This is a genomic window from uncultured Aquimonas sp., from assembly GCF_937888285.1.
Classification (GTDB): domain Bacteria; phylum Pseudomonadota; class Gammaproteobacteria; order Xanthomonadales; family Xanthomonadaceae; genus Aquimonas.
The window spans coordinates 22,192-48,054 of sequence record NZ_CALART010000110.1 but is presented as its reverse complement, the minus strand read 5'-3'; the positions used below and the strand labels follow the sequence as shown (position 1 = coordinate 48,054).

Sequence of the window (25,863 nt, the reverse complement as noted above, 5' to 3'; positions counted from 1 at the left end):
AGCCCCGATGACCGAAGCAACAACGCTGCGCCTGGACCTGCCGCTGGTCCTGCCCGATGTGGACGATGCGCAGGACCGTTGCGTGACACGCCTCATCGCCGCCCTGTCGGGCCGACCCGGCATCTCGCAGGCGCATGTCGTCGGGCGCGAGAGCGGCGCGCCCCAGCTCTGCGTGCACTATGAACCGGCCACCCTGCCGCTGGCCCGGGTGCGCGAGCTGGTGCATGCAGCCGGCGCCGAATTGACCGAACGTTTTGCACATCTGGTTATCCGCGGTGGCGCGACGCTGCATGCGCGCGCCGCGCGCAGCGCTGCCGAGGCCTTGCGCAGCGTGCCGGGCGTATTGGAGGCCGACGTGTCGGCATCCGGAACGGTGCGGATCGAATACGACAGGTCGGTGGTGTCCGAGAGCGTGCTGCTGTCGAAGGCCGAAGCCGTGGGCGTTCGCGCAGCCAAGCCCGCGGCCGTGGCGGCAGCGGCGCCAGCGACTGCAGCCCATGTCCCACCATCGCCCCCCGCGGATGAGCACGCCGGCCACGACCACGCCGGCCATGACCACGCCAAAGGCAAGCACGACCATGCCGCGCACGATCACGCCAAGGGCGAGCACGGCAAAGCCGGCGGCGACCACGACCACGCCCACGGCGGGCCGCTGGGCGAACAGTCGGAACTGATCTTCGCCGCACTGTCCGGTGCAATGCTGGCGGGGGGCTGGCTCATCGAGAGTTTCGCTGCGGCGGCGCCAGGCTGGCTGCCGACCGCGTGTTATGTCGCGGCCTACTTCTTCGGTGGCTACTTCACGCTGAAGGAGGCGATCGAGAACCTTCGCGCCAAGCGGTTCGAGATCGACACGCTGATGCTGGTGGCCGCGGTGGGCGCGGCGGCGCTGGGCAAGTGGGCCGAGGGCGCACTGCTGCTGTTCCTGTTCAGCCTGGGCCATTCGCTCGAACACTACGCGATGGGCCGGGCGCGCAAGGCGATCGAGGCGCTGGCCAAACTGGCCCCCGAAACGGCTTCCGTGCGCCGCGACGGCAGCACGCAGGAAGTGGCGGTCGGCGAACTGCAACTCGGCGACGTGGTGATCGTCAAGCCCAACGAGCGCATGCCTGCCGACGGTGTGGTGGTCGTCGGCAACTCCAGCGTCAACCAGGCGCCGGTGACGGGTGAAAGCGTGCCGGTGGACAAGCGCCCCATCGGCGACGCCGCAGCCGCCAAGGCCGCGCTCGCCGCTTTCGACAAGGTCGGGCCGGAGAGCCGCGTCTTCGCCGGCACCATCAACGGCGCCGGCGCCATCGAAGTGATGGTGGCCCGCCGCGCCGAGCAGTCGACGATGGCGCGCGTCGTCAAGATGGTGACCGAAGCCGAAGCGCAGCGCTCACCAACGCAGCAGTTCACCGAAAAGTTCGAACGCATCTTCGTCCCGCTGGTGCTGGCGCTGGTGGTGGTGCTGCTGTTTGCCTGGGTCGTGATCGACGAGCCCTTTGCCGCCAGCTTCTACCGCGCCATGGCGGTGCTGGTGGCAGCCAGCCCCTGCGCGCTGGCCATATCGGTGCCCAGCGCGGTGCTCAGCGGCGTGGCCCGCGCCGGCCGCGGCGGCGTGCTGGTCAAGGGTGGCGGGCCGCTGGAAAACCTGGGCACGCTGACCTCCATTGCCTTCGACAAGACCGGCACGCTGACCGAAGGCAAGCCCAGGCTGACCGACGTGGTGGCGGTGGCTGGTGCCACCGAAGATCAACTGCTGGCGGTGGCGCTGGCGGTCGAGGAGCACAGCGACCACCCGCTGGCTTCGGCCGTGGTCGGTGGCGCGCGGGAGCGGCTGGCCGGCCGGGTGCAGCCGCCTGCGGTGACCGATGTCAAGAGCATCACCGGGCGCGGCATCGAAGCGCAGGTGGCCGGCGAGCGTGTGCTCATCGGCAAGCCGGTGCTCTTCTCGGAACTGCCCGATGTGGCCCTGACGGCCGAAGTGAGCGCAGCCAATGACAAGCTCGTCGCGGCCGGCCGCACGACGATGGTGGTGCGCCAAGGTGCGCGCTTCCTCGGCGTCATCGGCGTGATGGACACGCCGCGCCCGGTGGCGGCGCAGGTCATGGCCGAGCTGCGGGCGCTGGGCATCGAACGGCTGATCATGATCTCGGGTGACAACCAGCAGGTGGCCGACGCGGTGGCCAAGACCGTCGGCCTGACCGAGGCGCGCGGCGACCTGATGCCCGAGCACAAGGTCGAAGCAATCAAGAAGCTGCGCGAAGAGCACGGCAAGGTCGCGATGGTCGGTGACGGTGTCAACGACGCGCCGGCCATGGCCAATGCCACCGTCGGCATCGCGATGGGCGCCGCCGGCTCCGACGTGGCGCTGGAAACGGCGGATGTGGCGCTGATGGCCGACGACCTGGCGCAGCTGCCGTTTGCGGTAGGCCTGTCGCGCAGCACCAGCCGCATCATCAAGCAGAACCTGTGGGTCAGCCTGGGCGTGGTGGCCGTGCTGATCCCCGCCACGATCTTCGGCCTGAACATCGGCACGGCGGTGCTGTTCCACGAAGGATCGACTGTCATCGTGGTGATCAACGCGCTGCGCCTGCTGGCCTACAAGATCGACACAACGAGAGCGAGCGGGCCAGCCGCCGGCGCCGATACGACAGTTGCTGCTGCGACACACCCACCCGTACCCCGTTCATGAAACTGGCCAGTGCTGAATTCAGCCGCGCAGCGACCATGACATCCGGCGTTCAAGGATTCCCTCCTGCCACCGTGCCACCTGCCTGGATGCAAACCCCGCTAGCAGGGAACTGCTGCGTCGTTGCCATTTGCCGGTGCATGGCAATGCAGCCAACTTCAACCACCCGCATACAGTTGCATGCGGGCACGGCGCGCCTCGGGGGACTCGTTGCGCATTTCCTTGACTACTTGGTCCCGCGTCTTGCCTGGCCCGGTGCTCTTGACAGGGACGGCACCCCCTCGGTGCATGATGGCCAGCGTGCCGTCTTTGCGCGCGGCATCAAGCTCGGCAGTCACGGCAGCCCGGGTCTTCGCGCTGGTCGCGTGGTTCGGGTGGTAGGTGCCACCCTCCTCGCCGCCCGTGGGGTGCCATTCCGAAGCGGCGAACGAGATTCCGGGCAGCGTGACCGCAGCAGCAATGACACACAGCGCGGTGGTTTTATGAAGATTCATGAAATTGGCTCCTTGGTGGGGTGTGGCCGCCGGCGCCCTGCCGGGGCATGCCCGATGGCATGAGCGCCACTTTAGAAACCGGACACCAACACGATCGAGTCCGGGGGATGACAAATTCGTCACCTTCGCTGAAGAGGCAGCCAGAACCGGGAGCAGCATGAAACTGTTGGTCGTCGAGGATGAGATCAAGCTCGCCGAGTACTTGCGCCAGGGCCTGACAGAGGAAGGCTACGTCGTGGATGTCGCCCACGACGGCGTCGATGGCCTGCACCTCGCGGTGCAGGGCGACCACCACCTGATCCTGCTCGACGGCATGCTGCCGGGGATCGATGGCCTGGGCCTGCTCGCCGCGCTGCGCCAAAGCAAGCAGACGCCTGTCCTGATGCTGACCGCACGGATCCGGATCGAGGACCGTGTGAAGGGTCTGCAAGGTGGTGCTGACGACTACCTGGTCAAACCCTTCGCGTTCTCGGAACTCGTGGCCCGGATCGAGGTGCTGTTGCGCCGATCCCGGCCGGCCCGGGAATCTGACGAGACAACCGTCCTCAGACTTGCCGATCTCGAACTCGATCTCGCGCGCCGCCGGTCCACCCGCGCCGGTCAGCGGCTGGAACTCACGGCCAAGGAATTCACCCTGCTGACCCTATTGCTGCGGCGTCAGGGCGAAGTGCTGTCCCGCAAGGAAATCGCCGAACAGGTGTGGGACATGAACTTCGACAGCGCGACCAACGTCATCGACGTGGCGGTGCGGCGGCTGCGCGGCAAACTCGACGCGCCGTTCAAGCGCCCGCTGCTGCACACCACCCGGGGCATGGGCTACGTGCTGGAAGCGCGTGAAGAATGAGCAGGCACACCGCAAGTTCGCTGGGCCGACGCTTGTCGTCCTGGCTGGCACTGCAGAGCCTGGCCGGACTTGCCGCGGTTTGCGCTGTGGTCTACACAGTCACCGACGCGAACCTGTCGGCGCGGCAGCTTGAAGCGATCGCGGAGAAGGAAACGCAGGTCCGGCACCTGCTGGCGGAGTCGGTGCTTGACGGCGACGTGGCGGCGCTCAAGCACAAGCTTGATGACTTTTTTGTCGGCCACCGCGACCTTGCGCTGTCGCTCCGGCGCCGCGATGGCACCGTGTTCTACGAGAGCCAGGCGCCGGCCGGCGACAGCACCGGCGTTCGCGCGGCCCGCCTCGACGTGCCGTCTCCAACTGCAAAGGACGAGACGCTCTCGGCAACCCTGTCACTTGACACGCGGGACGACAGGCCCCTGCTGTGGCGACTCGGTCTCACGCTGGTGGCCGCCGCAATAGCGGGCGCGATGTTGGTGTCCGCTGGTGGTTTTCTTCTCGTTCGCATCGGCCTGCGTCCCGTGCGGGACCTCGTCGAACAAACGCGCAGACTCGCGGCCGACACGCTGCACGCTCGCCTGGATGGTTCGGCGCAGCCCGCAGAGCTCCAGCCGCTGATTGCGCAGTTCAACGCGCTGCTTGGCAGGCTGGGCCAGGCCTACGAACAGCTCGAGGGTTTCAATGCCGACGTGGCGCACGAGCTCTGCACGCCCTTGGCCACACTGATCGGCAGCACCGAACTCGCACTGCGCAAGGCGCGTGGCCTGGACGAACTGCGCGAAGTTCTTGGCTGCAACCTCGAAGAGCTGCAGCGCATCGCGCGCATCGTGCAGGACATGCTGTTCCTGTCGCATGCCAATCATGGGGCAGAAGCGCGGCGCGTACCGGTAGAAAGCCTGGCTGCCGTGGCGCGCGTGGTCGGCGACTATCACGAGGCAGCGCTGGCGGATGCCGGGCTGCACCTGGAGGTCATCGGCGACGCGTCAGGCGAGTTTGACGCGCCACTGCTGCAGCGCGCCCTGTCCAACCTGGTGGCCAACGCCACCCGTTTTGCCGAGCGCGGAACCGTGATCCGGGTCGAGATCGGTGCAGCGCAATCCGGTGAAGCAACGATCAGCGTCGTGGACCACGGCCTCACCATCGGCGCTGAACATCTGCCCCGGCTTTTCGACCGCTTCTACCGCGTCGACCGTTCGCGCAGCAGCGCCGCACAGAATCACGGGCTGGGACTGGCGATCGTCGCGGCCATCGCACGCATGCACGGAGGCCGAGCCTTTGCCCATTCGGCCCATGGCGACACATCGATCGGCATGACCCTGCAGACCGCAACGGTGCCCGGATCAGCGACGCAGGCTCCACCCCCGATCATGGGTGCGTCATGACTGCACGGCGTCGCCGCTGACGAAGTTGGTGCCATCGGGGCGGACGCGATTCAGGCCGTGTGCTTCTCCGACGCATGCTTGGCGCAAGCGGCAGCACAAGGTTCGCAGGCCTGCTTGCACTTTTTTTGCAGTGCTCATGGTCATTCCTGTCTTGCACCGAAGTATGGAGATCAGCCCCACGGAGGATCCATGCCCGACACCACACACCCGTTTCCGACCGCTTGCCTGCTGATCACGTTGAGGCTGCTGCGCAGCGTGCTGGCCGTAGCCGGCCTGGGCTGGGCGCTTGCCGCAACGCCGGCCGAGCGCACGCTGTACAAGTCGGTGCTGACCAACGGTCGCGTCGTCTATGGCGACGCACCGGACCCGCAGGCGCGTCGCAGCGAGAAGATCAGTGTCGAGATCCATCCGCCCGACTCGGCCCAGACCGAAGCCGGGCTGCGTGCGCTGGCGATGACGCGCCAGCAGCTGCTGCGCGACGCCGAGGCGCGGGCGGCGCGGCTGCGCCAGCTTGATCGGCAGATCGTCACCACCTATGCCGAACTGCAGGCTGCCGAAGCCGAGCGTGAACGCGGCATCGCGGTGCAGGAAGGCGACCGCCAGGGGCGGCGTTTCTCGGCCGCATACCTGCAGCGACAGCGCACGCTCGAAGCATCTGCCCTGCAGCTGCGGCGCAGCCTGGACGCGCTGGTGCGCGAACGCAGCGCGCTGTTGTGATCGCTGGCAGCCCGGCCGCGCAGGTGCGTCTTTCCGGCCGGCGTCACAGCCGGCCCCGCGCCCGGTACACCTTCGGCAGCACCCACCACAACAGCACGATCAACACCGCGATGCCGCCGGCCGCGACGTTGCCCAGCAGGTGGCCGAACACCGCCGACAGCACCAGTTGTGTCACCAGCACCAGCGCCAGCGCCAACGTGATCGAGCCGAAGACGATCTGGCGCGTGGCGAGCCGCTTGAAGTGCGCGCGGTCGATCAGCGGTCGTATCACGCGGTGCTGTACGGCGGGTGCGCTCAGCATCACCAAGCTGGCCACCGCCAGCATGAAGGTCGCGATGAAGACGCCCTTTTCGGCCGCCACAACGGCCGCAAAGCCGCTGCTGAACGGCACCGTGATCAGAAACGCCGACAACAACTGCGCGCTGGGCAGCAACACGCGCAGTTCACCCAGCATGTCGGTCAGGTCGCCGTCGTCATCGCCGTCGGCCGCCGTTGCGGCGCCCGGGGCACTTTCAAGCGCTGGTACGCCCTCGTTCGTTGTCATCATGTGGTCTCCTGCCCAGCGGTTGCTCCGCTGGCTGGGACGCTTGTACATCGATTCAGCGGACGCGATGGCTTGAGACGCCCCTGGGCAGCCGCTACGATGCGCCGAGGGAGCAATCGGGCTTCGCGCAGAAAGAAAAAATGAGTGATCCAACGCAGGTGAACAGAGTGCCCGACAAACCCGCAGGCACGGCCGCATCGCGGCACCGCAAGAACCTCACCTGGGCGCTGGCGCTGACCTCGGCCTTCATGGCTATCGAGGTCGTGGGCGCGTTGTGGACCGGCAGCCTGGCGCTGCTGTCCGACGCCGCACACATGCTGACCGATGCCGGCGGGATGGCGCTGGCGCTGCTGGCCATCCGCTTCTCGGAGCGCCCGCGCACGCCGCAGAAGACCTACGGCTATGTGCGGATGGAAGTGCTGTCCGCGCTGACCAATGCCGTCGTGCTGCTGCTGCTGACGATCTACATCTTCTACGAGGCCTACCAGCGCTACCTGAACCCTCCCGAGATTCTGGGTGTGCCGATGCTGGCGGTGGCCGCGGCCGGCCTGGTCGTCAACCTGATCAGCATGAAGCTGCTGGCGGCCGGCTCGAAAGAAAGCCTCAACATGAAAGGCGCGTACTTCGAGGTGCTGGGCGACATGCTCGGTTCGCTGGGCGTGCTGGCCGCCGCCACCATCATCATCCTCACCGGCTGGAAGCTCGCCGACCCGCTGATCGGCGCTGGCATCGGGCTGCTCATCATTCCGCGCACCTGGACCCTGCTCAAGCAGGCGATCCACATCCTGATGGAGGGCACGCCGCCTGAAGTCGACGTCGCGCTGCTTGAGCGCAAGCTGCTCGCCATCCCCGGCGTGACCGGGGTGCGCGACCTGCATGTGTGGACCATCACCTCCGGCCTGGACTCGATGAGCGGCCACCTCGTTGTCGATGGCGGCACGGACGCCAAGACCGTGCTCGCTGCGGCGCGGGAGGCCATGGCCACCCGGTTCGCCCTGTCACACACGACGATCGAGATCGAGGATGCCGAAAGCGCCGCGGCCGAGGGCGCACGCGCTGTGTAGCCTCTTCATGCTGGTCGCGGTGTCGAAGGGGGGGCCGCGACGTCGATGTGCAGCACGCTCGAGCAGACCGTGCGTGCATAGTGGCCGCACCATCACGGTGAGCCTCGGGCGCCAAGAGTCCGAGCGGGCGTGCCGTGGCGCATCAGGCAACATTGGGCCTCCGCCGCGGACGCTGCACGATCAACCCGGCGCTCCATCTTGGTGAGCTGGTGCACGAATGCCACCAGACGGCGCGAGAGGGCACCAAAACAGCGCAACCCGGGCATTGCAGGCACATTCTCCAGGACCGGGGTGCATGGCACAGAAACTGCGCATCGGTTGCCGATCGCAACCCGAATTTCCCTGGAGACCTGTTGATGAAGAAAACGCTTTGCGCCCTCGCTGTGGCCTTGACCGCTTGCGCAGCACCGACCGTCGCCTCGGCGCAGCTCGCCTTCAACGTGGGGGCCGTCAGTGACTACCGCTACCGTGGCATCTCGCAGTCCCGTCTCAAACCGGCGATCCAGGGTGGCGTGGACTACGCGGCGGGCGGCTTCTACGTCGGGGCGTGGGCCTCGTCGATCAAGTGGATCAAGGACTTTGGCGGTGACGCCGGCGTCGAGATCGACGTTTACGGCGGCTACAAGGGCGAGGTCATGCCCGGCATCGGCTTCGACGTCGGCGCGCTGACGTACCAGTACCCGAGCAATGACCTGAACCCTTCGGCAAACACCACCGAGCTCTACGGCGCTCTCACATATGGGGCGGCCACGCTGAAGTACTCGCATGCGGTCACCAACACGTTCGCCAACCCTGACAGCAAGAACTCGTTCTACCTCGACCTGTCGGCCGGCTTCGACGTGGGCGGCGGCCTCATGCTGACGCCGCATATCGGCTATCAGAAGATCAAGGGGCCAGTCGGCGGCGCAGCGACCTACACCGATTACTCGCTGACGATCAGCAAGGACTTCAGCGGCCTCGTCGTCAGCGCTGCGATCGTCGGGACCGACGCCGACAAGGTCTTCTACGCCTCGCCCATCAACGGCAAGGAACTCGGCAAACCGGGCATCGTGCTCGGCGTCAAGTACAACTTCTGAAGTCGCGGTTCGCGGGAGCCGGGGGCGCGCACGGCCAGTGGGCGCCCCTGAGGCCCTTGGCCAGGTGCGCGTTCGCCGCCACCTGGATGTCGGGATGTCGACCGTGATACCGCTGTCTGCCGGGGCCACCGTGCGGCGCGTTGTACTTGAAGCCACCGTCGCGCGCCGGGTTGTGCGACGGCGTCACGACGATGCCGTCGGCACGCGCAAGGCGCTAGCGGCTGCGGTTGTGTTCAAGGATGGCGAAGGACACCGCCGGTGTCGGCGTGAACTGCCCACGTGGCGCCAGCATCTCGTCCACGCCGTTGGCGACCAGCGCCCCCATCGCGCTGGCCGTGGCAGGCTCGGACAGCGCATGCGTGTCGGCACCCAGGAACAAGGGTCCCTCGATACCCAGGCGCTTGCAGCAATCGCAAATGGCCTGGGTGATGGCCAGCACATGCCACCCTTTGAATTGGAATGTCGCTCGGGTGCGGCGCCACTCCGAAAGCCGCCATCACGTTTGACGACAGCAGGCCTTTTCCGCCAGGCGGTCAGCCCGTTGTCCTACACCAGACACGGTGATGGAACCGTAGCCTGGCTTCCCCTTCAGGAGACCACCATGAGTACCAAGCAACCGACCCCTCAGCCCGGACCGCATCACGATCACAAGGGCCACACGCCTGGCGATCTGGACGAACACGGTCACAGGGACACTTCCGTGCCGGCCAAGAAGCAAGGCGCCGACGAGCACCATGACCACAAGGGCCACGTGCCTGGCGACAAGGATCAGCACGGTCACCAGGACACGAGCGGCAAGAAGAAGTAGAGCGTTTCCGGTGTGATCCCAGGGCCGGTCGAAGGGCCGGCTCTGCTGGTGTGCCGGGGTACTTGGTCGCGCGTCAGCATCTGGCCCACCCAGCGGAATCTATGGCGCGCAGCTTGCCCGCTGCGCCTTCAACGCCGATGGAAGCCGCCCGCTGAATATGTCGCCGACCTGCCCCGACACACGTTGTGCTGCATTCAGAAGCGCTGGCTGATGCCCGCCGCCAAAAACGTCCGTGGCGGTGTTTCGCCTGCCACCCTTGACCCTGCGCTGAAGTCGAACTGAAGGTCGCGGCCGATGAGCCAGGCCATCCCGACATCGACGAGGACAGCGGTGCGGCCGTGTCGTGTTTCAGGTGTCTGCACGCCGGTGTCCACGAAGAAATTCAGGCTCTTGCTGGGGTTGTAGCTGAGCGTCGCGGCGAACAGCCCGGCCGTGTACAAGCGTCGGGCTTCGCCCTCGTAGAGGCCGACGCCGACGTTTGGGTTCAAAGACCACTCGGGCAGGAAATCCCAGTCCGCAGCGAGCCTGAAGTCGCCGGTGGCCCGGGTCGTCCCGAAGTTGCTGCTGCCGGACCGCGGGAAGAAGCGAACAATGGCTCCGACCGAGGGTCGTTGCGATCCGTCGGCGTCGATGAAGTGGACATTCAGGCCCACCGCCGCGGGCGCCACGCCCTCGGTTTTGACCCTCCCCTGCGTCGGATCGGTCTGCGTCACGCGGGTGTAGGTGTTGCTCTCGACTCGGAACTCGACCTTGTCGGTCAGCCCCACGCGCAGCAGCGTGGGCAGGAACAGCGTTCGAGACCGCGTGCCGTTGCCGCTGCGGTCGTCCCGCTGCAGCCCCGTCTCCACCTGCACGCGGCCCGCCCCGACCACGTTGCTGCCGTCGGCAAGGCCGGGGCGGTCGGGGTTGATGGTGTCATCCACCGGCTGTGCCGTAGCCGCGGCTGCGAGCTGCAGCGCCAAGGTCAAGCCCAGTTCCCGCCATCGTCGACGGGACGGCATCCTGGCGGCTACGACTTGAGCCATTCAACGAGCTCGGGGCCCAGCAGCGTGGCGTTGAGCTCCTCGTCCGACTGCGCGACAAAGGCTTCCAGATCGCGGATCACGACCACGCCGGTGTTCTTGAACCGGCGAGCAATCTTCTGTACGAACTCGAAGGTGACGCCCTTGTCCTCGCAGGCGCCGATGAACAGGAAGTAGACCTGGTCGCCGCGCTGTTGCGATTCCTCGAGAACACGCATGGTGCGCGCCTCGTCACTGCCGTCGTTTTCGCCGTCGGTGATGAAGAGCACCAGCGAGCGCCGCTTGTCGTGGGTGTGCGGGGTGCCGTGCTGGTGCACCTGCCCGCTCGGCGACCAGCCGAACAGACGACTCAGAAAGCCGGCGCCCTGGGCCGAGCGGTGGGCCTCCTCGCACGTTTTCCAGCCGAAGTGCTCGAGTGCGCGCTCGAGCACGAAGCTGTAGGTCGTGCCGCCGTTCCAGCCGGGCACCCGTTCGACGATGTTGCGCGTGATGTAGTCACGCGCATCGTCGGGCGTCACAACGCCCACGTAATGCGCGCTGTCCTCGCCCGCGCTGAAGGTGAAGACGTCCATCTTGCGGTCGGGGTCGAGCACCATGCAGTAGGGCACCAGCCGCTCAAGCAGGATGCTGGTGGTGCCCTCTTCGTGCTCGTGCTCGAACGAGCCCGAGACGTCGATGATGGCGGCGGTTTCCGCCTTCACGCTGGCCACCACGCCGGCCTTGTCCAGCGCCAGCCGCAGCGCGTTGGCCGACTTGTCCAGATTGAGTGTGAGTTTGCTGTTCATGCGGGCTCCTGGTTCAGGGTTTCAACTGGTTGATGATGTCGCGCAGCCGATAGGCCAGCTCGCCGGCTTCGGTCTGCGAGACGGTGGTCTTCGTGGCGCCGAGGGTGGTGATGGACGCGATGCTGCCGATGAACGCCGGCATCACGACCAGCGCCACGTTCTGGATGGCGCCGATCAGACGGATCGGCTGCTCGATCTGCAAGTCCCGCGTCGAGCCGGCCTGCCGCATCTGCGCCAGGGTCTGCGTCAGACTCATGCTGCGCTCGGCAAAGCACTGCGCCAGTGCGGCGTCGTCCTGGCGCAAGCGCTCGGACAGGAACAGCGCGCCGATGGCCGCGGCCTCGACCTGAGTCGCGGTCTCCTCCATCGACCCGGAAAGGCGCAGCAGCCGGTCCTTCAGGTCCAGCAGGGGGTCGAGCGCCCCACCCATGAGCGCCAGCAGCTGCTCCAGCTCGGCTTGGGCCTTGGCCAGTTCGCCCGGCGTGTCGATGCGGCGGTTGATGCCCTGGAACAGCCGCCCAACGACACCGTCGCCGCTGTGTCCGCAGGCGGCCATCAGGTCGATCGATCCCAGGATGTCCATCATCCGCGTGAGGTAAGCCTGCACCTGGCGCAGCACCGGGCTGCGCGCCAGGGCCAGCATCTCGGCGACGAGTTCTCCGTGCGACTTCTGCAGCTCGTGGCCCCAAAGGATCGCCTTGCGCTGCGAGGCCTTGGCGACGACGAAGGTGCCGACCAGCGCCCGCGCCTGCTGGTACACCCCGGCATCAGCCCCCGGCGACAACGCCTGCAGATCGCGCGCGGTCACTTCGATCCGCGTGCGTGCGGCGCCCGGAATGGCTGTCGGCTGCCGCACCACCGGCGGCTGCACTACCGGCGCGACAGCAGATGCATGACGCGCCGGCGACGGCATGTCGTGCGCCGGCGGCACGCTCAGCGCAGGGTTGCGCGGCGAAGCGCCTGAAGCGCCGATGACCGTCGGGCGCAACTTGTCCTTCGCGGGCGGCACGGCCAAGCTTTCAGGAGAAGTGGCCCAGCACGTCGTTGAACGTGCCCGTGAAGCCGCGACCGACGGGCGCGTACTCCCAGCCGTTGTCGCCGTGCATGACGCTGCCCAGCTGCACGACGTTGAACTCGCCGAACTCCTTGGACAGCTGGTAGGCGCCCAGCTCGCGCCCGCTTTCGTCGGCGATGGTGACGGTGCAGACCTCGATGTCGGCGAAGGCCGCCTCGTCCTCGGCCTCGTCCTCGGAGCCTTCGTCGTGCCCGGCGCCGTGTTCGGCCTTGTGGACGGTGGCGAAGAGCGGGATCTCGTTCACGCCCGCCGGCAGTTTCGCGCCATCGATGACGATGGTTTCGGTGTTGCCCTGCACCCGCACGTCGCCGGAGTGCCGCAGCCCGCCCGAAGGCGTGGCGAAGGAGCCATCGGCCGCGGTGGGCAGCACGCCGGTCTTCGGGCTCATCTTCGTCGTGTTGTAGGTCGACAGGATCTCTTCGAGCGCCGTGACCTTGGCGCCGCTGCCGCCGTTGCGGGCCTCGAGCGCGTGGATGTCGATGTCGTCCTGGTGGCTGGCGTCGCACCGCCATGCGACGGTCACCTTGAACGCGGCGCCCTTGCTGAGCGAGAGTTGCAGCTTGCGGGCCGGCGCGGCGCCGGGCTTGTCAAGGGTCAGTGTGAGCATGGTTTCTCCAGATCGTTGTTATGCCTTGCGCAGCGCCACGAGCTCGGCCCGCGACTGCTCGAACATCTGCCGCGCCGTCTCGAACTTCGCTTCGGTCTCCTGCTTGGCGGCTTCGACCAGATCGTGGATCTCGCGCGTCTGCGTGATGATCGCGGCGATCTGCTGTGCCTGTGCGACACGGTTGTCACCGGGCGCCCTGGCCGCGGCGACGGCCACGTCCTTGGTGGCCTGGCCGCGCAACTGCGTCAATTGCTGGTCCAGGCGCGCCTGGCGCTCGGCGATCTGCTGCACCGACTTGACGGCGAATGCGCCGTGGATGGCCAGCAAGGTCATCTTGATCGACGCAAAACGCGAGGACACCGTGGTGGCGGTCTCCTGCAGCGTCGCGATGCCGGCGGCCTCGATCTGCTGGATCACCATCTGATCGGCCGGCAGCCGCGTGTAGGTGCCTTCAAGCGCGAGGGCCCGGCTTTCCAGCAGCCTGAGCTTGTCCTGCAGCTCGCGCAGCCGAGCCTGTGCTGTCATGTCGGCGGGGCTGGCGGCCGCGGTCTGCTCAGCCACCACCTGCCGAGCCTTTTCGAGAAACGCCCGCGCCACGGCGGCATCGACGGTGAAGCTGGCGAAGTGCGTGCCGTACGACTGCTTCAGGCTCTCCAGCGCCTGCAGTTCGCCAAACAGCGTCTTCATTTCCTTCGACAGTTCGCCCTCCAGGCGGCCCATCTCGTCGGCCAACGTGCGCGTCCGGCTCGAGATCAAATCGCCGACCTCCTGCATGAACTCGCTGAAGGCCTCTTCGGGCTTGCGGCCGGTGAACTTGGCGAACAGGCCGGCGAAGAACCCCGGATCCTCGCCTTCCTGAATCTTCTCCAGGATTTCAGGCAGCTTGGCGTCATCGACACCTTTCTCAAGGCGCCCGAAAAGCGCGAACACTTTGGACGCCGTCTTCGTGTCGAGCCGGGCCAGAAAGCCGTCCAGCGTCTTTTGCAGCGCCTGTTCGGCACCCAGGCCGATCTTGATGATGTCGCCGGACGGAATGGCCGCGAAGTCGAGCGCGGCCAGTGCCTGCTCGGCTTGCGGCACCTGCTCGGGCCGCAAAGCGATGGCCCCAGTGTCCAAGGGTGCTTGCACCAGCAACTCCTGCGCGGGGGTGGGTACTGCAGTGGCTACCGCAGTCGGGAAAGTGGTGGGTTTCATGAGTTTCTCCTCTGATGACCGGTCGGGACTCCCCAGTCAGGCCGCGCTGTCGGCACAGCTTACCCGGCTTGCGCTCCAACGGCGGCCGCAGTCCTCGCATCGCACGCGCTTGGGGCCATCCAGACAACGGGCAAACCCGGTTGGCACAGCAAGATGGCACGTCCGGCAACACCGCGCTGTCACGGTACTTTGGCCCCCTCGATCTCTTGGTCGACCAGCGCCTTCAATTGTGCTTGCCCGAAGTCGCGCAGCGGCGTGCCGTGGTCTCGCACGCCGGGTCGAAAACTCATCCCAGGCGGGGAGGAATCGCCAAGAGCGCAGAGTCGGTCGGGACGGCTTGCTCACGGCATCCTGGCCAGGCTTGCCTGCAACGCGATTGATCGCCGTCCAAGAACGCCTAATTCCGTCACGTGCGTGCCGAAATGCGGTGAAGTGCCGCACTGCATTGAACCCACTCGCTCGCCCCAAACCCTGTAGCTGCTAGACTATTCCGCATGCGTCGTTGGTTCGCCATTGCTTTGCTCGCCTTGCTGCCGTTCCAGTTCACCTGGGCTGCAGTGGCAAGCTATTGCGGGCACGAAAGCGATGCGCAGGCGCAGCACTTCGGACACCACGAGCACCAGCATGATGGCGATGCAATCGTGGACCAGGACAGTGACGACGTGGCCGGTGAGACCTTGGGTAGCAGCGACCACGACTGTGGACATTGCCATGGCAGCTGCTCGGAGATGCCCGCACACGGCGATGGGTTGATGCCGCTCGCAGTGGCCTCGCATCCGGTCACGCTGGCCGAAGGTACCGTGCGCACTCTGACGCACAGCCCGCCCGAGCGCCCTCAGTGGGCACCCCTCGCCTGATCGGCGAGGCGGCCACTTCTTCTTCCTGAAGCCCGTTCGCGCCTGACCGCGTGCCGTCGTCGACGGCCGCTCAGCCGCGACGCGACCTGCTGGGTCGCCCTTGCCGATCTCCCGTGAGTTGTCCTCAACCCTGGAGCATCGGATGCACCGACGAAATATCATCACGCACGCACGCTGGCGAACGACCGCCAGCGCCACGCTGGCCCTTGCCGTTGCATTTGCGCTGAACGCTGTCGCAGCGGGTGCGTGGGCCCAAACCACGGCGAAACCCGAAGGGTTGACGCTGAGCCAGGCCTTCGAAGCGGCATGGGCGCGCCAACCCGAACTCGCGGCCCTGGCGGCCCGCCGGGACGCAGCCCGGGCACAGCAGCAAGCCGCGCAGTCCTGGACACCCGAGCCCGTGGCGGTGGAGGTGACCGGCAAGACCGACCGCCTGAACCGCAATCTCGGCACACGCGAATACGAAGCAGGCCTCGCGATCCCGCTGTGGCTGCCCGGCGAACGCGGGCGCAGCCAGGCACTGGCGCAGGCCGAAGGCCGTGCTGTCGAAAGCCGCACCACCGCAGCCCAGCTGCGTGTGGCCGCCGCGGTGCGTGAGGCCTGGTGGAACTGGCAACGCGCGCGTGCCGATGCCGCCACCGCACAGGGCCAGCTCGACAACGCGCAACGGATCGCGGCCGATGTGGGCAAACGGCTCAAGGCCGGCGATCTGGCACAGGCCGACCAGCACCAGGCCGATGGCGCCGTGGCTGCCGCCCAGGCGACGGTGGCGCAGGCGCAAGCCGCCGTGATCGTGGCCGAGCAGTCCCTGCGCACGCTGGTGGCGTCGCCCGGCCAGGCGCTCACAGCCGGCCCGGCGGATCTCATCGCCGAGCCGGAGCCTGGCGCTGCGGCAACGGACATGGACACGCACGGCGAGTTGCTGGCGCTGAAGGACCGCGCCTTGGTGGCCGAAGGCGTGGCGGCCCTGGCGGCGACGCAGTCGCGCGCCAACCCTGAACTGATGATCGCCACCACGCGTGACCGTGGTGCCTCGGGTGAAGCCTGGCAACAGACCTTCACGGTCGGCGTGCGCATTCCGTTCGGGGCGGGTCCGCGTCACGACGCGCGCACGGCGGCTGCGCGGGCCGAGACCATCGAGTTGCAGGCGCAGTTGAACCTGGAGCGGGCCCGGCTGGCGGGTGAACGCGACTCGGCCAAGGCACGCACCGATTCGGCCAGACTGCAGTTGGCAGCGGCCGAGCGCCGCGCACAACTGGCGCGCGAGTCCCGCGGCTTCTTCGACAAGTCCTTCCGGCTGGGCGAGACCGATCTGCCGACCCGGCTGCGCATCGAGGCCGAAGCGGCCGAGGCCGATCGCCAGGCTGCACGCAGCCGCATCGAGCTCGCAGCCGCCATCTCCGCATGGCGCCAGGCGCTCGGCTTGTTGCCGCAGTGAAGCCCGCAGCCGCGATGAAGCCAAACGACGCCCTACCGAACACCTCTTCCGGACATCCTCCCATGAAACCCTTCCACACCCTGGTCGCGATTCCTCTTGCGATCCTGATCCTGGTCCCCAAACTTGCAATGGCAGGCGACGGCCACGACCACGGCGAAGCCGCACCCACCGCCACCGGTCCCGCCCTGCCCAGGTTCGCCGCCGTGTCGGACCTGTTCGAACTGGTCGGCGTGCTCAACGGCAAGCAGATCACGCTGTACCTGGACCGGGCCGCCGACAACAGCCCGGTCACCGACGCCCAGATCGAACTCGAGATCGGCGGCAAGAAGTTCAAGGCGGCCAAACAAGGCACAGACGAGTTCGAGGTCGTGCTGGCCGAAGCGCCCAAGCCTGGCGTCCTGCCGATCACCGCCACGGTGAGCGCCGGGTCCGACGCCGACCTGCTGGCTGGCGAGCTCGACATCCACGAAGCCGCACACGCTGACGAGGCGGCCCCTGTCCACTCGTGGAAAGAATACGCCGGCTGGGCGGCGGGAGGAGTCGCCGTGCTGGCGATCCTGCTGACGGTCGGTCGCCGCGTGCTGTCGTCGCGCCAGACCCGTGTCGGAGGTGTCGCATGAAGCGCGCCCTGATCCTTTCCAACGCGCGGCTGGCCATCATCGCCAGCATCGTGATGGTGCTGTCCGCGGTGCCTCAGGCACAAGCTGGCGAAGGCCATGACCATGGCGACGGCGGTGCAGCACCCAGTGCCAATGGCCCGCAGCGCCTGCCCGACGGCAGTGTGTTCCTGCCCAAGCCGGCGCAGCGTCAGCTGGGGGTGCGCACCATGGCCACGGTTGACGCCGAGCTGCCGCGCTCGGTGGAACTCACCGGCAAGGTGCTGATGGACCCGAACGCCGGGGGCAAGGTGCAACCGCTGAATGCCGGGCGCATCGAGCCCGGTCCGCGTGGCCTGCCCAACCCGGGCCAGACGGTGCGCAAGGGCGAGGTGCTGGCCTACGTGGTGCCCTCGACAGCACCCATTGAACGCTCCAACCAGTCGTCCCAGCTGGCGGAGCTGCGGGCGGCCAAGTCGCTGGCCGACAAGCGCGTGGCCCGCTTGAAGGAACTGGCGGACACCGTGCCGCGCAAGGACATCGAAGCGGCGGAAAGCGAATCCGCCAGTCTGGCCGAGCGCATTGCCGCGATCGGTGGCGGCCTGGCCACGCGTGAAGCCCTGGTGGCGCCCGTGTCCGGCGTCATCGCGTCGGCCCATGCGGTGGCCGGCCAGGTGGTGGATGCCCGCGAGCTGCTGTTCGAGATCGTCGACCCGAGCCGCCTGCGCATCGAGGCCCTGGCCTTCGATCCAGCGCTGGCGGCCAATGTGGGCAGCGCCACGCTGGCCATCGGCAACCAGCGTGTGCCGCTGGAGTTCATCGGTGCCGCGCGCAGCCTGCGCGAGCAGGCGCTGCCGCTGGGTTTCCGCGCCCAGGGCGCTGCCCTCAACAGCCTGGCCGTCGGCCAGCCGGTGCGTGTCTTCGTGCAGACCAAGGAGAAGGTCAAGGGGCTGGCGGTCCCGGTCGCTTCACTGATGAAGAACCCGGCCAATCAGACCATCGTCTGGGTCAAGACTGCGCCGGAACGGTTCGAGCCCCGCACGGTGACGACCGAATCGCTGGACGGCATCAGCGTGTCGGTCACCGCTGGCCTGAAGGCCGGCGACAAGGTCGCCACCCAGGGCGCCACCTTGATCAACCAGGTGCGCTGACATGTTCAAGTGGCTCCTAGACAACAGCCTCGGCAACCGGTTGCTGGTGATCATCGCCAGCGTCGTGCTGATGGCCTACGGCGCGTTCACGCTGACGCGTACGCCGGTGGACGTGTTCCCCGATCTCAACAAGCCCACGGTGACCATCATCACCGAGGCCGGCGGCATGGCCGCGGAGGAAGTGGAACAGCTCATCACCTTCCCGCTGGAAACTACGATGAACGGCCTGCCGGGCGTGGAGACGATCCGCTCCACCTCATCGGCCGGCCTGTCCTTCATCTACGTCACCTTCGACTGGAGCACCGACATCTTCCGTGCCCGCCAACTCGTCAGCGAGCGGCTCGCGGCGATGGAGGAAGGCATTGCCGAAGGCGTGCTGCCGCGCATGGGCCCGATCAGCTCGATCATGGGCGAGATCATGCAGATCGCGATCCCCGTGGACACCACGAAGATCAGCGCGATGGCGGTGCGCGAATACGCCGACTGGGTGCTGCGCCCTCGCCTGCTGTCGGTGCAGGGCGTGGCGCAGGTCATCCCCATCGGAGGTGAGGTGCGGCAGTTCCAGGTGCAACCCAACACCGTGCGCATGGCCGAACTCGGCATCACGCACGAGCAACTGGAAGCGGCGTTGAAGGGCTACTCCAGCAACACCTCGGGCGGTTTCCTGGAGTTGAACGGGCGTGAGTACCTGATCCGCAACCTGGGCCGAACCTCGTTGCTGGACGACCTGAAGAACCTGGCCCTGACATCCAAGGCAGGCCAACCGATCCTCATGCGCCAGATCGCCGACGTGACCTTCGCTGCGGCCAACAAGCGCGGCGACGCCGGTTATGAAGGCCAGCCGGCCGTCATTCTGGGCATCCAGAAGCAGCCTTCGGCCGACACCATCGCGCTGACGCGGAACATCGAGGAAGCCTTGGCGGGGTTGAAGACTTCCTTGCCGGTCGGCATGCAGGAGCCCAAGGTCACCTTCCGCCAGGCCAGCTTCATCGAGGCCTCGATCACCACGCTGCAGGGCAAGCTGATAGGCGCCTCGATCTTTGTGGCGGTGATCCTGTTCTTCTTCCTCGGCACGCTGCGGCCGACGATCATCGCGTTGACGGCCATTCCCGTGTCGATCTTCATCACGGCCCTGGTCTTCCGCTACTTCGGGTTGTCGATCAACACGATGACGTTGGGCGGCCTGGCCATCGCCATCGGCGGGCTGGTCGACGATGCCGTGGTGGGTGTCGAGAACGTGCTGCGGCGCCTGAAGGAGGACCGCGCCAAGCACCCGCACCACCGCATACATCCAATCGAGGTGGTGGCGCACGCCACGATGGAAGTGCGCTCCGCGATCCTCTACGCCACCGTGATCATCGTGCTGGTCTTCATCCCCCTGTTCGCGCTGCCGGGGCTGGAAGGCAAGCTGTTCGTGCCACTGGGCATCGCCTTCATCGTGTCGACGCTGGCCTCGTTGATCGTCTCGGTGACGGTGACGCCAGTGCTCAGCTTCTACCTGCTGCCGCGGATGAAGAACCTCGATCACGGCGACACCAAAGTGCTGCGATGGCTCAAGTCGGCTTATCAGTCGTCATTGCAATCGGTGCTGAATGCGCCGCGGGCGGCAATGGCCGCAGCCGGCGTGGCGGTGGTAGTGGCGGCGGCGGCCGTGCCGTTCTTTCCGACCACATTCCTGCCACCCTTCAACGAAGGCACGCTGCTGATCGGCCTGCGCCTGAATCCGGGCGTGACCTTGGCCGAGACCTCGGCACTCGCCCGCCAGGCCGAAGTGTTGGTGAGCCAGGTGCCCGAGGTCACGCATGTGGGCCGGCGCAGCGGACGGGCCGAGCTGGACGAACACGCCGAAGGGGTGCACGTCAGCGAGCTCGACGTCGGTCTGAAGCCCACCGCCGAGCTGACGCGCACGATGGACGAGATCAAGGCCGACATCCGCGCGCGGCTGATCAACCTGCCGGCCGCACTGGAGATCGGCCAGCCGATCTCGCACCGCATCGACCACATGCTCTCGGGCGTTCGTTCGCAGATCGCCATCAAGATCTTCGGTGAAGACCTGGATGCCCTGCGCGGTCAGGCCGACGTGCTGCGTGCGAAGCTGGCCGCCATCCCCGGCATCGCCGACCTGCAGATCGAAAAGCAGGTTCTCGCGCCGCAGATCAAGGTGCGCGTGGACTACGCCGCCGCAGCCCAGTACGGCGTGCCCGCGCCCCAGGTGCTGACCACGCTGCAGAACCTGGTGGAGGGCGAGAAGATCACCCAGATCGTCGAGGGCAGCCGTCGGTTCGCGCTGGTGGTGCGCCTGCCGGAATCGGCCCGCTCGGTCGAGGGCCTGGGCCAGATCCTGATCGAGACGCCGAACGGCCGCATCCCGCTGTCGAAGATCGCGACCATCGAGGACGGCGACGGCCCGAACCAGATCAGCCGCGACGACGGCAAGCGGCGCATCGTATTGTCGGCCAACGCGTCCGGGCGGGCCTTGTCGGAGATCGTGGCCGACATCCGCAAGGTGGTGGCCGAGACGAAGCTGCCCGAGGGCTACTTCATCACCCTGGGCGGCCAGTTCCAGGCGCAGGAGGAAGCCTCGCGCCTGGTCGGTCTGCTCAGCATCGTGTCGCTGACCTTGATGTTCGTGGTGCTCTACAGCCGCTACAAGTCCAGTGTGCTGGCGGCGCTGATCATGGTAAACATTCCGTTGGCGCTGGTCGGTGCGGTGCTGGGTTTGTGGCTCTCGGGCCAACCACTGAGCGTGGCCGCGCTGGTGGGCTTCATCACCCTGGCGGGCATCTCGGTGCGCAACGGCATCCTGAAGGTCAGCCACTACATCAACCTGATGCGCTTCGAGGGTGAGAACTTCGACCACAAGATGATCCTGCGGGGCTCGCTGGAACGTCTGAGCCCGGTGCTGATGACCGCGCTGGTGACAGCCTTCGCGCTGGCGCCCTTGCTGTTCGAGGCCGAGCAGCCCGGCACCGAGGTGCTGCACCCGGTGGCCGTGGTCATCTTCAGTGGCCTGATCAGTTCGACCCTGCTCGACACCTTCCTCACACCCGCGATGTTCTGGCTCTTCGGCCGCAAGCCCGCCGAAGCGCTGATGGACAGCAAGGATGCCGAGGCACTTTGATCCCATCCCTCTGTCAACGTTTTCCAACCCCTGAAAGGACTCTCATGAAGACGACAACCCTCCTCGCCGCCCTTGCCCTGACCCTGGCCGGCACGGCCTTCGCTGCCGGCGGCCACGACCATTCGCCCAAACATGGCGGCGTGGTCACCGAGGCCAAGGACATGGACTACGAACTGGTCGCCAAGCCAGCCGCGATCCAGTTGCACCTGCGCGACCACGGCAAACCGGCCGACGTGTCCAAGGCCAGCGCCAAGCTGACCTTGCTGACCGGCACCGAGAAGCAGGAAGTCGAGCTGAAGCCAGCCGGCGACAAGCTCGAAGCGACCGGCAGCTTCAAGGTCGGCCCGGGCACCAAGGCCGTTGCTGTCGTCACCATGTCCGGTAAACCGGCGGGCACGGTGCGTTTCACGATCAAGTAGGGAACACCGCCGTGGACCACTCCAGACTTCCGCAACGCAGAATCCTGTTGATCGGCTTGGCGGCAGTCGGGCTGGTTCCACTCGCGGGCTGCATGACCAAACCGGTGCGCCCGGCCAACGCGGACGGCACCTAGTGTTTTGCGATCGGCAAGTGGTACAGCCGCAAGCTCACCTGCACGAACTGGTCGGTTCGGTCTGGTCATGGGGCAGCAGCTACCGGCTGGAGCGCTGTGATCCCACGGAATCGCGTGCTCGGGCTGCACCTCTGCGCTGGTCGCGGATATTGGCTGATCGCGCTTGAGTACTGGCTTGTCAACGGGTGCGCCAGCTTCGCGATGCTAGCCCATAGGCCTGCAACGCGTTGCAGGTGGAGCGACAACGCGGGTGGAGTTGCCGTTGTCCGATGCTCCCTGACCTCGGCCGACTCGACACAAGAACGGGAGGCGCGCGATGAGGATGCAGCCCCCGGATGCAGCGATCGCACAGACGATGCTGTGGATCTGGGTGGCCGTCGTGGTTGTCGCTCTCGTGCTGGTCGCGCTTTGGCGTCGATGGCGGAGGGCCCACCCACCGCCGAAACCCGAACAGAAGCTCACCTACAGCCAATCGCTGTCGAAGCGGCTGTCGGTTGCCCGCCGCGACGGCAAAGGCAAAAGGCAGCGCGGGCCACCAGATGCTGGTGGCCCGCGCGAACGCCGAGGCTTGCCGGAGGCTCAGCCGCCGCGTTGCAGTTCCATGCGCGCGCGGCGCTGTTCGGGCGACTCGGCGAGCAGCTCGGCGACCACCTGCTGGCGGGTCTTGCCGGGCCCGGTGGCCTTCATGGGAAACGGCGCGTTGCGCTGCATCAGTGCGAGCGTGCCGTCCTTGCGGGCCGCCTCGACCTCGGCCATCACCTGAGCACGTGTCTTGGTGCTCTTCCAGTGGTCCGGGTGTTCGGTGTACCCGGCGTCAGTGTCAGCGGGGTGATACAGCGAGTTGGCCTGCGCCATCACCGGCAGCGTCAGGGCCAGCGCAACGAGGGGCAAGGCGGCGTGTTTGCGAAAGTTCATGGTCAGGGTTCCTGGAAGAAGAGGTTGCCCGCGACCCCGCGTCGCGGCATGCCCTATGGCATGACCATGACTTTAGAAACCGGCCTCCAACAAGACTCGGTCCAGCAGATGACAAGTCGGTCACTTGCTGGGGTTGCCAAATGAGGGCTTCAACGGCATGAGACTGCTGGTGATCGAAGACGAGGTGAAGCTCGCCGAATACCTGCGCAAGGGGCTGACCGAAGAAGGCTATGTCGTGGACGTGGCGCACAACGGCGTCGACGGTCTGCACCTGGCGATGGAGGGTGACTACGACCTGCTCGTGCTGGACGGCATGCTGCCCGGCATCGACGGGCTGGGCTTGCTGGCCGCCCTGCGCCAGAGCAAGCAAACGCCTGTGCTGATGCTCACGGCGCGCGTCCGGGTCGAGGACCGTGTCAAGGGTCTGCAAGGGGGTGCAGATGACTACCTCGTCAAGCCGTTCGCGTTCTCCGAACTGGTGGCCCGGATCCAGGTTCTGCTGCGCCGCGCGCGTCCGGCGCGCGAGCCTGAAGGTGCCACGGTCCTGGGTCTGTCTGACCTCGAGATGGACCTGCTGCGCCGCAAGGCCACACGGGCTGGCCGAAGGCTCGACCTCACGGCCAAGGAGTTCACCTTGCTGGCCTTGCTGCTGCGCCGTCAGGGCGAGGTGCTTTCCCGCACCGAGATTGCGGAGCAGGTGTGGGACATCAACTTCGACAGCGCCACCAATGTCATCGACGTGGCGGTACGCAGGCTGCGCGGCAAGCTCGACGCGCCCTTCGAGCGCACGCTGCTGCATACGGTGCGCGGCATGGGTTACGTGCTGGAGGAGCGCGAGGAATGAACACGCCGGGCCGCCCCAAGTGCTCATGCTCCCGCTTGGCGGGACCGGCCGCAGGCCGTAGGGTGCCCCAATGAGCAGGAGCCGCGTCGGTTCCCTCGGGCGGCGGCTGTCGACATGGCTGGCGCTTCAGAGCCTGGCCGGACTCTCCGTGGTCTGCGTCGCGGTCTACGCCGTCACGCACGTGAACCTCGAGGCGCGGCAGATCGAGGCGCTGACGCAGAAGCAGACGCAGGTGCGGCACTTGCTCACCGAAGAGCCGCAGCGCGGCGACGCCAGCACGTTGACCCACAAGCTCGACGACTTCTTCGTCGGGCACCAGGATCTGGCCTTGTCGCTGGCGCGGCCCGATGGCAGCGTCTTCTACCAGCGCGCCGTCGGCGCGTCGTCCCCCGGTAGCGCGCGCGTGGCCCGCTTCGAAGTGGCCGCGCCGGCCACCGCACCGGACAAGCTGACCGCGGTCCTGACACTGGACACGGGCGATGACCGCCTATTGCTGCGTCGGCTTGCACTCACGCTGCTGGCCGCTGCCCTGGGCGGCGCTGCGTTGGTCTCGGCGGGCGGCTTTGTGCTGGTGCGCCTGGGGCTGCGCCCCGTGCGGGAACTGGTGGAGCAGACACGCCTGCTTGCGGCAGATACGCTGCATCGGCGTTTGGATGGCTCAGGCCAGGCCGAAGAACTCGAACCTTTGATTGCGCAGTTCAACGAACTGCTCGGCCGCTTGTCACAGGCCTATGAGCAGTTAGAAGGATTCAATGCCGATGTGGCGCATGAGCTGTGCACCCCACTCGCCACCCTGATCAGCAGCACCGAACTGGCGCTGCGCAGGGCGCGCGGTGCCGAAGAACTGCGCGAGGTGCTCGGGTCGAACCTGGAAGAACTGCAGCGCGTGGCCGGCATCGTGCAGGACATGCTCTTTCTCTCACAGGCCGATCGAGGCAGTTCGGCGCGGCGTGTGGCCACGGCCAGCCTGGCCGGGGTGGCTCGGCAGGTGGCTGACTATCACGACGCCGCGCTGGACGATGCCGGAGTCCGGGTCGAGGTCATCGGCGACACCGGCGGAGAGTTTGATCTGCCGCTGTTGCAACGCGCGCTGTCAAACCTGGTCGCCAATGCCACGCGCTACTCGGCCCGCGGCTCGACGATCCGAATCGAGATCGACGCCCTGACGGGCGGCGAAGTGCGGTTGGCGGTAGCCAATCACGGGGCAACCATCGAACCGTCGCACTTGCCGCGGTTGTTTGATCGCTTCTTCCGTGGCGACCGCGCACGCAGCGGTGCACATCAGAACCACGGCCTGGGTCTGGCCATCGTCGCTGCAATCGCCCGCATGCATGGTGGCAGGCCCTTTGCAAGTTCAGCCAGCGGCATCACCTCGATCGGCTTCACCGTGCTGCCCGCGCCGGGTGTCTCTGCGACGCCCTCCGCTACGGAGCCTTCACCTTCTTGATTTCTTGCTCGGGCTAGCCCGCAGCTACGCTTCGCCGAAGTCACGCAACGGCGTGCCGTTGACGAAGAACCCCGGCGTCATCCCATCGACTTTGCAGGGCTTCCAGCCGAACAGTCAATGCGACTTGCGGCTGTCACTGATCCAGTCCGACGCCGCGAACAGCAGACCCGAGACCACGAAGGTGAGGTGGATGGCGATCTTCCAGCCGATCTGCTCGCCCGTCAGCTGCGTGCTGACCAAAAAGGCCTTCAGCAGTTCAACCGCCGAGATCGCGATGATGGCGCCGATGAGCTTCATCTTCAGGTCGGAGAAGCTGATCTTGCCCATCCAGGCGGGGCGGTCCTCGTGGTCGCCGATACTGAGCTTGGAGACGAAGTTCTCGTAGCCGCTGAAGACGATGATCAACAGCAGCACAGCGATCAGCGCGGTGTCGACCAGGGTCAGGATCGAGATCACCGAGTCGTGTTCAACATAGCCGAAGACGCCGAGCAGCAGCCGCGTCAGCTCTTTGCCGAACTTCACCAGCAGCACCACCATGGCGACGATCAGGCCGAGGAAGAAGGGCGCGAGCAGCCAGCGGCTGGAGAAGATCGCCGACTCAAGAAGACGTTCGAACACGTTTGGCTTGGATTGCATCGGCGTGGACTCGGTGGATCGGGAG

At 66.7% G+C, this 25,863-nt stretch carries 24 protein-coding genes and 1 pseudogene; 15 read left to right on the top strand and 10 right to left on the bottom strand.

Annotated elements, in window-relative coordinates:
- Positions 1–7: 7 nt before the first annotated feature.
- Positions 8–2,674, top strand: a complete 2,667-nt coding sequence (locus Q0654_RS20095; RefSeq protein ID WP_298856802.1) for a heavy metal translocating P-type ATPase — start codon at positions 8–10, stop codon at positions 2,672–2,674.
- Between the two features lie 155 nt (positions 2,675–2,829).
- Here the strand turns inward: Q0654_RS20095 and Q0654_RS20090 are convergent, their stop codons facing one another.
- On the bottom strand, positions 2,830–3,165 hold the full coding sequence (locus Q0654_RS20090; protein ID WP_298856801.1) for a DUF4148 domain-containing protein: 336 nt from the start codon (positions 3,163–3,165) through the stop codon (positions 2,830–2,832).
- Positions 3,166–3,322: 157 nt separating this feature from the next.
- On the opposite strand from Q0654_RS20090, the gene Q0654_RS20085 reads away from it, so the two are divergent.
- From Q0654_RS20085 to Q0654_RS20075, 3 genes are all read left to right on the top strand, one after another.
- A complete protein-coding gene (locus Q0654_RS20085) occupies positions 3,323–4,009 on the top strand; it encodes a heavy metal response regulator transcription factor (RefSeq protein WP_298856800.1) in 687 nt (228 codons plus the stop codon).
- Positions 4,006–5,388, top strand: a complete 1,383-nt coding sequence (locus Q0654_RS20080; RefSeq protein WP_298856799.1) for a heavy metal sensor histidine kinase — start codon at positions 4,006–4,008, stop codon at positions 5,386–5,388. The genes Q0654_RS20085 and Q0654_RS20080 overlap by 4 nt, the downstream gene beginning before the upstream one ends.
- Before the next feature lie 189 nt (positions 5,389–5,577).
- The gene (locus Q0654_RS20075) at positions 5,578–6,105 is read left to right on the top strand and encodes a DUF4124 domain-containing protein (RefSeq protein ID WP_298856798.1); all 528 of its coding nucleotides are present in this window, start codon (positions 5,578–5,580) and stop codon (positions 6,103–6,105) included.
- Between the two features lie 43 nt (positions 6,106–6,148).
- On the opposite strand, the gene Q0654_RS20070 is transcribed toward Q0654_RS20075, so the two are convergent.
- A complete protein-coding gene (locus tag Q0654_RS20070; RefSeq protein ID WP_298856797.1) occupies positions 6,149–6,649 on the bottom strand; it encodes a DUF6328 family protein in 501 nt (166 codons plus the stop codon).
- 140 nt (positions 6,650–6,789) lie between these two features.
- On the opposite strand from Q0654_RS20070, the gene Q0654_RS20065 reads away from it, so the two are divergent.
- Both Q0654_RS20065 and Q0654_RS20060 read left to right on the top strand, forming a co-directional pair.
- Complete coding sequence (locus Q0654_RS20065) at positions 6,790–7,713, top strand: cation diffusion facilitator family transporter (protein WP_298856796.1); 924 nt, start codon at positions 6,790–6,792, stop codon at positions 7,711–7,713.
- 356 nt (positions 7,714–8,069) lie between these two features.
- Complete coding sequence (locus Q0654_RS20060) at positions 8,070–8,789, top strand: TorF family putative porin (RefSeq protein ID WP_298856795.1); 720 nt, start codon at positions 8,070–8,072, stop codon at positions 8,787–8,789.
- On the opposite strand, the pseudogene Q0654_RS20055 reads toward Q0654_RS20060, so the two are convergent.
- Positions 8,773–9,255, bottom strand: a pseudogene (locus tag Q0654_RS20055) (alpha-D-glucose phosphate-specific phosphoglucomutase); the annotation flags it as partial. The gene Q0654_RS20060 and the pseudogene Q0654_RS20055 sit on opposite strands and share 17 nt — an antisense overlap.
- Positions 9,256–9,390: 135 nt before the next feature.
- On the opposite strand from Q0654_RS20055, the gene Q0654_RS20050 reads away from it, so the two are divergent.
- A complete protein-coding gene (locus Q0654_RS20050; protein WP_298856794.1) occupies positions 9,391–9,597 on the top strand; it encodes a hypothetical protein in 207 nt (68 codons plus the stop codon).
- A gap of 194 nt (positions 9,598–9,791) precedes the next feature.
- Here Q0654_RS20050 and Q0654_RS20045 read toward each other — a convergent pair whose 3' ends face one another.
- From Q0654_RS20045 to Q0654_RS20025, 5 genes are read right to left on the bottom strand one after another with little or no spacing between them, the layout of a single operon-like run.
- Positions 9,792–10,565 (bottom strand): transporter, encoded by a 774-nt coding sequence (locus tag Q0654_RS20045; protein WP_298856793.1) that lies wholly within the window; start codon positions 10,563–10,565, stop codon positions 9,792–9,794.
- Between the two features lie 41 nt (positions 10,566–10,606).
- Positions 10,607–11,404: a VWA domain-containing protein gene (locus Q0654_RS20040; protein ID WP_298856792.1), complete on the bottom strand. Its 798-nt coding sequence runs from the start codon at positions 11,402–11,404 to the stop codon at positions 10,607–10,609.
- Positions 11,405–11,417: 13 nt separating this feature from the next.
- A complete protein-coding gene (locus tag Q0654_RS20035) occupies positions 11,418–12,413 on the bottom strand; it encodes a hypothetical protein (RefSeq protein WP_298856791.1) in 996 nt (331 codons plus the stop codon).
- A 10-nt stretch (positions 12,414–12,423) separates the two neighbouring features.
- Positions 12,424–13,086, bottom strand: coding sequence for a TerD family protein (locus tag Q0654_RS20030; RefSeq protein WP_298856790.1), 663 nt, complete (start codon positions 13,084–13,086; stop codon positions 12,424–12,426).
- Between the two features lie 18 nt (positions 13,087–13,104).
- On the bottom strand, positions 13,105–14,280 hold the full coding sequence (locus Q0654_RS20025; RefSeq protein ID WP_298856789.1) for a hypothetical protein: 1,176 nt from the start codon (positions 14,278–14,280) through the stop codon (positions 13,105–13,107).
- A gap of 494 nt (positions 14,281–14,774) precedes the next feature.
- On the opposite strand from Q0654_RS20025, the gene Q0654_RS20020 reads away from it, so the two are divergent.
- From Q0654_RS20020 to Q0654_RS19995, 6 genes are all read left to right on the top strand, one after another.
- A complete protein-coding gene (locus Q0654_RS20020) occupies positions 14,775–15,137 on the top strand; it encodes a hypothetical protein (RefSeq protein WP_298856788.1) in 363 nt (120 codons plus the stop codon).
- A 142-nt stretch (positions 15,138–15,279) separates the two neighbouring features.
- Complete coding sequence (locus tag Q0654_RS20015; protein ID WP_298856787.1) at positions 15,280–16,575, top strand: TolC family protein; 1,296 nt, start codon at positions 15,280–15,282, stop codon at positions 16,573–16,575.
- A gap of 14 nt (positions 16,576–16,589) precedes the next feature.
- A complete protein-coding gene (locus Q0654_RS20010; protein ID WP_298856785.1) occupies positions 16,590–17,195 on the top strand; it encodes a hypothetical protein in 606 nt (201 codons plus the stop codon).
- Positions 17,192–18,322 carry an HlyD family efflux transporter periplasmic adaptor subunit gene (locus Q0654_RS20005; protein WP_298856784.1) on the top strand — a complete coding sequence of 377 codons (1,131 nt, stop codon included), beginning with the start codon at positions 17,192–17,194 and terminating at the stop codon, positions 18,320–18,322. The genes Q0654_RS20010 and Q0654_RS20005 overlap by 4 nt, the downstream gene beginning before the upstream one ends.
- A gap of 1 nt (position 18,323) precedes the next feature.
- On the top strand, positions 18,324–21,443 hold the full coding sequence (locus tag Q0654_RS20000; RefSeq protein ID WP_298856783.1) for an efflux RND transporter permease subunit: 3,120 nt from the start codon (positions 18,324–18,326) through the stop codon (positions 21,441–21,443).
- Between the two features lie 44 nt (positions 21,444–21,487).
- Positions 21,488–21,862 (top strand): hypothetical protein, encoded by a 375-nt coding sequence (locus Q0654_RS19995; protein WP_298856782.1) that lies wholly within the window; start codon positions 21,488–21,490, stop codon positions 21,860–21,862.
- Between the two features lie 713 nt (positions 21,863–22,575).
- On the opposite strand, the gene Q0654_RS19990 is transcribed toward Q0654_RS19995, so the two are convergent.
- A complete protein-coding gene (locus Q0654_RS19990) occupies positions 22,576–22,911 on the bottom strand; it encodes a DUF4148 domain-containing protein (RefSeq protein ID WP_298856781.1) in 336 nt (111 codons plus the stop codon).
- A 157-nt stretch (positions 22,912–23,068) separates the two neighbouring features.
- On the opposite strand from Q0654_RS19990, the gene Q0654_RS19985 reads away from it, so the two are divergent.
- Positions 23,069–23,755 carry a heavy metal response regulator transcription factor gene (locus Q0654_RS19985; RefSeq protein ID WP_298856780.1) on the top strand — a complete coding sequence of 229 codons (687 nt, stop codon included), beginning with the start codon at positions 23,069–23,071 and terminating at the stop codon, positions 23,753–23,755.
- A gap of 70 nt (positions 23,756–23,825) precedes the next feature.
- Complete coding sequence (locus Q0654_RS19980) at positions 23,826–25,202, top strand: heavy metal sensor histidine kinase (RefSeq protein WP_298856779.1); 1,377 nt, start codon at positions 23,826–23,828, stop codon at positions 25,200–25,202.
- Positions 25,203–25,316: 114 nt separating this feature from the next.
- On the opposite strand, the gene Q0654_RS19975 is transcribed toward Q0654_RS19980, so the two are convergent.
- Positions 25,317–25,838, bottom strand: coding sequence for a TIGR00645 family protein (locus Q0654_RS19975; RefSeq protein WP_298856778.1), 522 nt, complete (start codon positions 25,836–25,838; stop codon positions 25,317–25,319).
- Between the last annotated feature and the right edge of the window lie 25 nt (positions 25,839–25,863).

Coding starts and splice junctions, on each gene's coding strand:
- Q0654_RS20095 (WP_298856802.1), top strand. CDS start 8: ATGACCGAAGCAACAACGCTGCGCCTGGACCTGCCGCTGGTCCTGCCC.
- Q0654_RS20090 (WP_298856801.1), bottom strand. CDS start 3,165: ATGAATCTTCATAAAACCACCGCGCTGTGTGTCATTGCTGCTGCGGTC.
- Q0654_RS20085 (WP_298856800.1), top strand. CDS start 3,323: ATGAAACTGTTGGTCGTCGAGGATGAGATCAAGCTCGCCGAGTACTTG.
- Q0654_RS20080 (WP_298856799.1), top strand. CDS start 4,006: ATGAGCAGGCACACCGCAAGTTCGCTGGGCCGACGCTTGTCGTCCTGG.
- Q0654_RS20075 (WP_298856798.1), top strand. CDS start 5,578: ATGCCCGACACCACACACCCGTTTCCGACCGCTTGCCTGCTGATCACG.
- Q0654_RS20070 (WP_298856797.1), bottom strand. CDS start 6,649: ATGACAACGAACGAGGGCGTACCAGCGCTTGAAAGTGCCCCGGGCGCC.
- Q0654_RS20065 (WP_298856796.1), top strand. CDS start 6,790: ATGAGTGATCCAACGCAGGTGAACAGAGTGCCCGACAAACCCGCAGGC.
- Q0654_RS20060 (WP_298856795.1), top strand. CDS start 8,070: ATGAAGAAAACGCTTTGCGCCCTCGCTGTGGCCTTGACCGCTTGCGCA.
- Q0654_RS20050 (WP_298856794.1), top strand. CDS start 9,391: ATGAGTACCAAGCAACCGACCCCTCAGCCCGGACCGCATCACGATCAC.
- Q0654_RS20040 (WP_298856792.1), bottom strand. CDS start 11,404: ATGAACAGCAAACTCACACTCAATCTGGACAAGTCGGCCAACGCGCTG.
- Q0654_RS20030 (WP_298856790.1), bottom strand. CDS start 13,086: ATGCTCACACTGACCCTTGACAAGCCCGGCGCCGCGCCGGCCCGCAAG.
- Q0654_RS20025 (WP_298856789.1), bottom strand. CDS start 14,280: ATGAAACCCACCACTTTCCCGACTGCGGTAGCCACTGCAGTACCCACC.
- Q0654_RS20020 (WP_298856788.1), top strand. CDS start 14,775: ATGCGTCGTTGGTTCGCCATTGCTTTGCTCGCCTTGCTGCCGTTCCAG.
- Q0654_RS20015 (WP_298856787.1), top strand. CDS start 15,280: ATGCACCGACGAAATATCATCACGCACGCACGCTGGCGAACGACCGCC.
- Q0654_RS20010 (WP_298856785.1), top strand. CDS start 16,590: ATGAAGCCAAACGACGCCCTACCGAACACCTCTTCCGGACATCCTCCC.
- Q0654_RS20005 (WP_298856784.1), top strand. CDS start 17,192: ATGAAGCGCGCCCTGATCCTTTCCAACGCGCGGCTGGCCATCATCGCC.
- Q0654_RS20000 (WP_298856783.1), top strand. CDS start 18,324: ATGTTCAAGTGGCTCCTAGACAACAGCCTCGGCAACCGGTTGCTGGTG.
- Q0654_RS19995 (WP_298856782.1), top strand. CDS start 21,488: ATGAAGACGACAACCCTCCTCGCCGCCCTTGCCCTGACCCTGGCCGGC.
- Q0654_RS19990 (WP_298856781.1), bottom strand. CDS start 22,911: ATGAACTTTCGCAAACACGCCGCCTTGCCCCTCGTTGCGCTGGCCCTG.
- Q0654_RS19985 (WP_298856780.1), top strand. CDS start 23,069: ATGAGACTGCTGGTGATCGAAGACGAGGTGAAGCTCGCCGAATACCTG.
- Q0654_RS19980 (WP_298856779.1), top strand. CDS start 23,826: ATGAGCAGGAGCCGCGTCGGTTCCCTCGGGCGGCGGCTGTCGACATGG.
- Q0654_RS19975 (WP_298856778.1), bottom strand. CDS start 25,838: ATGCAATCCAAGCCAAACGTGTTCGAACGTCTTCTTGAGTCGGCGATC.